The organism is Methylosinus sp. RM1 (assembly GCF_011378635.1).
In the GTDB taxonomy this organism is placed as follows: Bacteria; Pseudomonadota; Alphaproteobacteria; order Rhizobiales; family Beijerinckiaceae; genus Methylosinus; species Methylosinus sporium.
Genome location: NZ_WOVC01000072.1, coordinates 1 through 6,607, shown reverse-complemented (window position 1 = coordinate 6,607; position 6,607 = coordinate 1). Strand labels below are relative to the sequence as shown.

5 protein-coding genes are annotated in these 6,607 nt (G+C 58.5%); all 5 read right to left on the bottom strand.

The window, feature by feature from the left end; genetic code table 11:
• Positions 1-431: 431 nt before the first annotated feature.
• The 5 genes from FMZ75_RS20590 to FMZ75_RS20570 all read right to left on the bottom strand — a co-directional run bounded on the left by FMZ75_RS20590 (position 432) and on the right by FMZ75_RS20570 (position 6,409).
• Complete coding sequence (locus FMZ75_RS20590) at positions 432-1,076, bottom strand: tyrosine-type recombinase/integrase (RefSeq protein WP_246729170.1); 645 nt, start codon at positions 1,074-1,076, stop codon at positions 432-434.
• A gap of 357 nt (positions 1,077-1,433) precedes the next feature.
• Positions 1,434-2,441, bottom strand: a complete 1,008-nt coding sequence (locus FMZ75_RS20585) for a spore coat protein U domain-containing protein (RefSeq protein WP_166146024.1) — start codon at positions 2,439-2,441, stop codon at positions 1,434-1,436.
• Positions 2,432-4,660, bottom strand: a complete 2,229-nt coding sequence (locus FMZ75_RS20580; RefSeq protein ID WP_166146021.1) for a fimbria/pilus outer membrane usher protein — start codon at positions 4,658-4,660, stop codon at positions 2,432-2,434. The genes FMZ75_RS20585 and FMZ75_RS20580 overlap by 10 nt, the downstream gene beginning before the upstream one ends.
• 293 nt (positions 4,661-4,953) lie before the next feature.
• Positions 4,954-5,703 carry a molecular chaperone gene (locus FMZ75_RS20575; RefSeq protein ID WP_166146017.1) on the bottom strand — a complete coding sequence of 250 codons (750 nt, stop codon included), beginning with the start codon at positions 5,701-5,703 and terminating at the stop codon, positions 4,954-4,956.
• Between the two features lie 88 nt (positions 5,704-5,791).
• Entirely contained in the window at positions 5,792-6,409 is a 618-nt protein-coding gene (locus FMZ75_RS20570; RefSeq protein WP_207783556.1) for a spore coat U domain-containing protein, read from the bottom strand.
• Between the last annotated feature and the right edge of the window lie 198 nt (positions 6,410-6,607).

Genomic DNA, 6,607 nt, shown 5'->3' with positions numbered 1-6,607 from the left:
CATTCCGTTACAGGGCGGCGCGATCATCTCGTAATCGGGGGGCGCCATCATTCCGTTATGGGGGGCGCCTTCATCTCGTTTTAGGGGGGCGCCTTCCGTCGGAATCACCAGCCTGGACATAAAGCTGCGGCTTCCGAGGCCCGGCTGAAGCTCTCGTGACGCGCTTCGTTCCCTGATGACGGTCGCGGCGTTAGCTATGCCGAGTTGGCGATTTGCGTTTGCGCGCGGCGGCGGCGAGAATCGACGATTTCGCGCGCGATCGGATGCCTGCGGTCGAAGGCCGGCTCGGCGATGGGCGCGACGAAGAGGGATCGGCGCCGTCGCCGACTTCGACCTGCGCATGGGGCCGAAGGCGTCGCCGGCGTCGAACACATTGGTCACTGTACGTCGGCGATCCGAGCCCCGGCGGCGCGTGGCCGCAATCGACGCGGTCAAAGGTCGACTTGCTCTGAAATGCTGAGAGCGTCGTCGACCTCGATGCCGAGATAGCGCACCGTGCTTTCCAATTTGGTATGCCCGAGCAAGAGTTGGATGGCGCGCAAATTGCCGGTCTTCTTATAGATCTGGGCTGCCTTGGTTCGCCGCATGGAATGCGTTCCATAAGCGGAGCTATCGAGTCCGGCGCTCGCGACCCATTTCTGCACGATTCGCGCATATTGCCGAGTAGAGATATGCGGCCGCGTCGTGAAGCGGCTCGGGAAGAGATACCCGCCATTGACCACATCACGGCCGTCGAGCCATTCCTGGACCGATCGACGGGTTTGCTCGGTCACCTCGAATTGAACTGAGCGGCCCGTTTTCTTCTGGATCACGACAGCGCGGTCGCGCACACGGCCGCCGATATAGACGTCGCTCACTTGCAAACGCACGAGATCGCAGCCTCGCAGCTTGCTATCGATCGCGAGATTGAACATGGCGAGATCGCGCTTGCGGCTTTCGAGCTGCAAGCGAACCCGTATGGTCCAGACGTCTTTCGGCCTCAGCGGTCGCTTCTGGCCGAGCAGGCGTCCTTTGTTCCAAGGGTCATGATTGCGCGGGGCGCTGGCTGAATCGGAAGTCGGCATGATCGTCCCCATCGGAGCCGACCCCTTCCTCCCTGGCGCCCATGAAGTGGGCGAGGCAGCTATATATGCGCGCCGACGCGGCTTTCCATCTTCGGAAGCTCGAAAGCGATCCTTAGCAGTCCAGGCGCCGCTCGACGGTGAGTAGGAAATGCGCCGTTGCGAAGGCGGCCCGCGGGCGGAACCAGGTGCGCGGCGTCTATCGGCAAGCATGGAGGGCGTCACGGTCACGGCGCCCCTGACGACAGCAAAGAGCTCGCGGCATAGGCTCGTTCCACGCGCGGAGGCAGCCACCGCAGGATCCTAATTTGCACCGAGAAGCAAGCAGAGCCACATTGGAGGCGCCGTGACAGGATGCACAACCGCTGAGCATCAGTATGTCACGGTCACAGCGATGACATCTGAATACGCTCCGACAGGCGGCGTCTGGCCCGAGTACACCCGTCCGAAGATCGTGAGCGACTGCGCTGATGCGTTCCCGGTTCCCGCTACCGTGTTCGCGCCGATCAAGTCTCCCCACGGTGCGCTTCTCGCGCTATTGCTGTAGAGTCCATATGTTATCGTGTCGCTGCCTGCGTGCATTTTGCGTTGCGTCGGATCGGTGGCTCCCGACAATCCGCCGGACAAGCCGACCGTATAGGGGAGACCATTGCTGCACGTCAGGCTCATCGTGGACTGCGCATCTATATTCGACCCGAAGCTCAATATGTTCCCAAAATTGAGATTGTTGGCGGATACGCTGCAATTCGCTTGAACAGTCGCGGATGCGGAAAAAGAGACCGCGCTCGATTTTGTCCCTTGGGTCGATACGCCGCAGATTGCGACCGGGCTGAGATTCGGATTTTGAAACGTCTCCAAGCTCGTGCTCACGTCGGTGAAGTTGTTCGTATAGGATCCGACGCCCGCGCTCTGCTGGGAGGCGAGAACGGAGCCATATAATGTGACGCTGGCGGAGCCAGAGCCGCTCGTGATCGGAATCAGAATGGATAGCCCATTGGTCGTCGCGCTATAGGCCGGCACATAGGCGCTGTAGGATCCCATCACCGTCGTCAAACTGGCGTCTTTGTAGATTTCGAACAAAAGCGTCTTGGGTCCGCTGATGAGCTGACGTGGCGGCCAGGACGTCGACTGGCCGGGTCCTATGCTCAGGCAAACGGTCGCCGAGACCGCATTGGGGTTTGCCCCCGAACATATGATGGAAATAATCGAAGGTTGCGCCGGAGACGCAGCGCCCGAGAGCACATCCACGACGCCGAACGACATCGTACCCGACGTCGAGCATGACATAGCCGCGACGGCTTCGCCGCTCGATGTCGTCAGGCCGAGGAAAGCGGCAACGAAGAAAAGAAGGGCGCTCGAGAAAAATTCGTTTATTCGCATGTCACTCGGATCTCCCTATTCGGCCCGGCCGTCTGCGGCGCCTCGAAAGAGCCGCGACAATCCCGGGTTCCAAGATCGACGATGATCGAATTGCTCGCTGCGAGATCGGTCACAAAGGCGCGGCCGTCATAGCCGACGACGAAGGCGGCATCGCTGTCGACGAGCTTGCCGCGGCTTCCGACTTCGATCGGCTTTCCGGCCTTGTCGGTCAGGACGAGGACGATGGGCTTGGCGTTTGCCTTCGCGCCGAAATCGATCGCGACGCCGCTGCGATATCGTGGCGCGACGACTTCTTGGGTCTTCACCGAAACCGCGTCGACCGGCAGCGTCGTCGGATCGATGTCGACCTTGTTGCGTTGATAGGAACGGAGCGTCGGTATCAACAAGGTTCCGAGAACATTGGTTTCGCCGACACGACTATTGTCATGCGCCACCGTCACGCCGGGAGCGCCGGCGTTCACAATCGCAAAACTATCCTCGACCTTCGGTCCGATAGCGACATTCATGTCGGCGAGCGCGATCGCGCCTTCGAATTGCGCTGCGCCACTCACAAAATTCGCTTGTTGCAGGCCGTTGATGCGGGCTGTTCCGACAGGGGTTCGATAAGAGACCGCCCCGCTCGTCATCGACGTCGGACCCTGGGTCCGGTTCAGCGACCACCCATAGCTCCCGATGCTCGCTTCCATGTTCTTGCTGGCTTGCGCATTGAAGCCGATACGGCCTTTTCCCGTCGTCGGATCGAACACTGTCTGCGCGCCGCCTCCGACTTGAACATTTCCGCCGATCGGGAAGGAAACTCCCGCGAAAACGCCTTTGTTTTCTATGCCGGAAATATTGCCGAAAACAGTGACGAACAAGCTTCCATCATAGGGAAGCTGTCGCGAGTACGAAGCGGTCAATGTTTGAGAGGCCATGAGCCGGTTCGATTGCCAAGCCCAGATTCGATCCCTGTTGTCAGGCGTGATCTGCGCGAAGGTGAACGACGCATTGCCGCCGATTACAGGGAGTTTCGCGCCTATAGAAATGCGATTGATCATGCGCGGCGGATGAACGAAAACGAGGTTCGCAGCCAGCTGTTGATTGGTTTGAGGAGTATAGAGATAGAATGAACGGGAGTCGGCGGCCCAACGGGCTGCGGTCGCGGAGGCGAGATCGTCGTAAGCGCCGAAGGTCTGCTGCGTGCTGGCGCTGAATGAAACGCCCAGCGGCGTCATCACATTATATGACGCATAGCCTTGGCCGCCGAACGCCGAGAGATAGCGGGACCCCGAGACGGCGGCGGTCAGCGAGCCGAATCGTCCAAATTGCGTCGCCGCCCCGATGCTTCCATTGTAGAGCCCAGAGCCGACTTCCGCATGTCCCAGCACAGTCAATTGGTCTGTCACGCCATACCGAGCGCTCGACGAGACGACGGGGCGGTTGTCGTAATCATTCGAGCGATAGGCGTAAAATTTTCGCGCAAATCCGGCTTCGAACGTGTAGTCGAAGAGCCCCGGGGCGATCAGGCGCTCGTTCGTGAATAGAGAGAGATCGGTTCTTGTTTCCCGTCCAGATGCATCTCGAATGACGACTTCGGCATTGCCGTTCGCGGACGAAACGGGAAGATTGGCGATACGAAACGGCCCCTCCGACACTTGTTGCGTAAATATAGGCGCGCCATTGACCAGAACGTCGACCGACGACGGCACCGCGGCGCTGCCCGAGATAGAAGGCAGCGCCGCGGTCACAATGTCCGGGCGCATTGCGAAATTTCTTTGGATCTGTATCCCGCCGAGTCGCATCGGCCTCGTCCAATCGAGGGCGCCGGAAATCGTGTCGCCCGCACGATACATGGTCTGCGTGTCGGGATCGGCGTAGACGTAAGCGGTCTCAAGTCGCAATCCGATCGTGGAGTTCGCCCTGTATAGATTGAAGTTGTTCGTGTTTCCGATGATGCCCGTCTGCGTCACGACCCCATAGGGACTGAAAATTCGGATATCCGTGGATAGGCTGGCCGCCGTGATCGCCGGTCTCCAATGCGTGATCGCAGTGGAGGACGAAGCGAACATCACATAATTCACCAAACCTCCCCAGGAGGACGTCGCGCTCGGAACGGCGGGACGTTCGCCGCGGCTGTCGTAAATTTTTGGAATGCGCTGATCGTCGGACAGATCGAAATAGAGCTGCTGCTTCGGCTCGTCGTAACGATAGGCCAATCCAGAACCGTTCAGAACGACCATATCTTTGCGCCCGCCCGCGCGTGGCGGCTTGACCCCGATTTCCTCGAGATCGCCTCGCTCGACCGCGAAGACGCCGTCTGGCGATTTCCTGGCGGATACGAGCAGACCCGTCGATTTGCCATTTACGTAGGCTTCCAGACGGAGGTCCAAAGTCCCTGTGGACGCACGATCGCCTTCCATATCGGCGATCGCATTTTGTTCGAGCTCCAGGGCTCGCGCGCGGCTTTCGGCAAGCGCGCATTCTATGAAAATGCAGCTGGCGGCTATGATGCTGAGCCGCCGCAATGTCGAACCTATCGAGGTTTTGCGACGACGGATATGAACTCACGATCTACAGTAGCCGAAACTTTTCCGTCCCGGAGATCGAACTTTCCCGGCAGCTTCCAACGTCTTTCCGAGTGTCCTAATGCATAGCCCGCCAGCCCATTCGCGATGGGCTTGCCGTTCAGAGAGAGAGCAGAGATTTTGGCCCGACGATCGCCTTCGTTTTTCGCGACGAGGAACCGACCGCCGTCGCGATTCGTGACAAACCAGGATAGGCGAGGCTGACTTCGCGTTTCCTCATAGAAAAAAATGGGAATGACATAGCGCAGAGCCACGGCGATAATCCCGTTGCGTCGCATCGTGGCGTCGGGGATTTCGTCGACGACGAGACGGTAGCTTTCTTCACCTGCAATCGGCGCTTCGACGATTCTCACCACGCGTATCGTATATTCCGCGCCAGGGCCGATCTCCGCCATGGGAGGCGAACAAACGACATTTTGCGTCGGCTCCAGGACATCCTCTCCATGCTCCTGTCGCCAGACGAAAACGCGGACTTGGCCATTGATCGGTCGATTTCCGCTGTTTCGAAGCGTGATCGTCACCGTCTGTTGTGGAGCTGCGGCCTCGAGCGAGATCGGCGAAACTTCGAGCGAGGCGGCGGACGCGCCGTCGAAGACGGCTGCGCCGCAAAACAAAGAGAAAACGAAAAATAGCCGCTTTGATTTCACTGCAATTCCTCTGCGGACGATGAGGTCGAGCAGCGACAAAGGCGCCGGCATTTCTCGCGAAATGCGCCGGCTGCGCGATGTCTTCGATCACTCATGAGATTGATCGGGCGCCCTTCGCCGAAAAGCGAAGTGGCCTCGTTCAAAAATTCACTGTCACGGTAATCGTATCGGCATACGCATCGGGAGTGCTGAACTGCCCGGCCGGGATTTGCCCATAGACTGTCAGGAGCTGAGGAGCGCCAGTGCCAGTGCCCGAAACCCAGCCAGGCGCCACATCATCCCAATTTATCGAATATCCGGAGTTTTGAAAGAGTGAGTAATTCAAAAGCGCCGACGATCCTGCAGCCTTCATCTGACGCGTCGTGGTGCTCGCGCCATACAATCCTTGGTTCAATCCGACATTGTAAGGGGTGCCGTTCGTGCAGCTGACAGTGAGAGCGGAGGTCGTTTGATTGAGGACTCCACCGTAATTGCCGAAGAGCATCGGGAGCGCCGAAACCTCACAAAGGCTCGTCACATTCGCCGACACGGTGAACGTGGTCGTGACGGTCGCCGCTTCGGCGTGATTCGCAAAAGCGAGCGCTATGATTGCTCCGCCGAGAGCTGATTTAAACGATCTATACATAATAATCCTAGTCGCATAGCGATGCATGAAGGGAAATTGAGAGAGATGAAGATCGCGCACAAATACATATGCAATATATTGTCTCTTTAATATCGTTAGATATTCGGAATTAAAATTGGTGATTTTACGCAAATAGCGTTATCGTCCGTAAACGCGCACGTTTTGGTCGCGGCAGAGCAGATAATTCCATCGGTGTCGGACACAGATCGGCGTCATTCCAGATCGTGTCCCAGAGCGTGGTGTAGCTGGATCGAGGCCGACACCGGGATTTCCGGCTATGGCCGGAATGGTCAGGCGGTCACGGCGGACAGCTTGACGATCGGATCATCG

Excerpts from the sequence above, each read along its gene's own strand:
- FMZ75_RS20590 (WP_246729170.1), bottom strand. The coding sequence starts at position 1,076 with ATGGGGACGATCATGCCGACTTCCGATTCAGCCAGCGCCCCGCGCAAT.
- FMZ75_RS20585 (WP_166146024.1), bottom strand. The coding sequence starts at position 2,441 with ATGCGAATAAACGAATTTTTCTCGAGCGCCCTTCTTTTCTTCGTTGCC.
- FMZ75_RS20580 (WP_166146021.1), bottom strand. The coding sequence starts at position 4,660 with ATGGTCGTTCTGAACGGTTCTGGATTGGCCTATCGTTACGACGAGCCG.
- FMZ75_RS20575 (WP_166146017.1), bottom strand. The coding sequence starts at position 5,703 with ATGCCGGCGCCTTTGTCGCTGCTCGACCTCATCGTCCGCAGAGGAATT.